This window comes from Vibrio sp. D173a, assembly GCF_030248475.1.
Genome location: NZ_JAHGAH010000412.1, coordinates 1 through 479, shown reverse-complemented (window position 1 = coordinate 479; position 479 = coordinate 1). Strand labels below are relative to the sequence as shown.

The window sequence follows — 479 nt, the reverse complement described above, 5'->3', positions numbered from 1 at the left end:
CTGACAGAAACATCATCTATCGTACCTTGCGTGAAATGCAGCGTCACTCGAAGCGATTGCTTCCTTAATCCATAAACCATCATTAAACGACGTAACTCCTGATTAAGGTCGGCAAAAAGTGTCGAAATATGTTGCTCGACTTTGCCCGATTGATTGCTTTTTTCTCGGTCAAGTAGCCCGCTTTTATTGTCGAGGTTACGGCCTTGGGATACCCCATTTTCTCGATGATAGTTTCGTGCGTCCACTATCTCTTTGTCGACACCACCATTGATATCAACCACAGTCGGATTATACGCTCTTTTTTGTGTGGAAGCGGTTTCTTTTTGAGAAAGCGATGACGCTTTAGAAATAACTACTTCTGAGCTTCCCCCCAAGCTTTTCCCAAACATGGCACTCAATGATTGCGCATCCTTATTCGCTTGAGTCACAACAGCCTCTGACTTTGGTTCTGGTTCTGGCTCTGGTTCTGGTTCTGGTTC

1 protein-coding gene is annotated in these 479 nt (G+C 44.9%); it reads right to left on the bottom strand.

All coding sequences use genetic code 11. The features are described 5' to 3' along the window. The coding region (locus KIV40_RS26310) for a hypothetical protein (RefSeq protein ID WP_285352125.1) at positions 1 to 479 on the bottom strand (479 nt) is incomplete at both ends.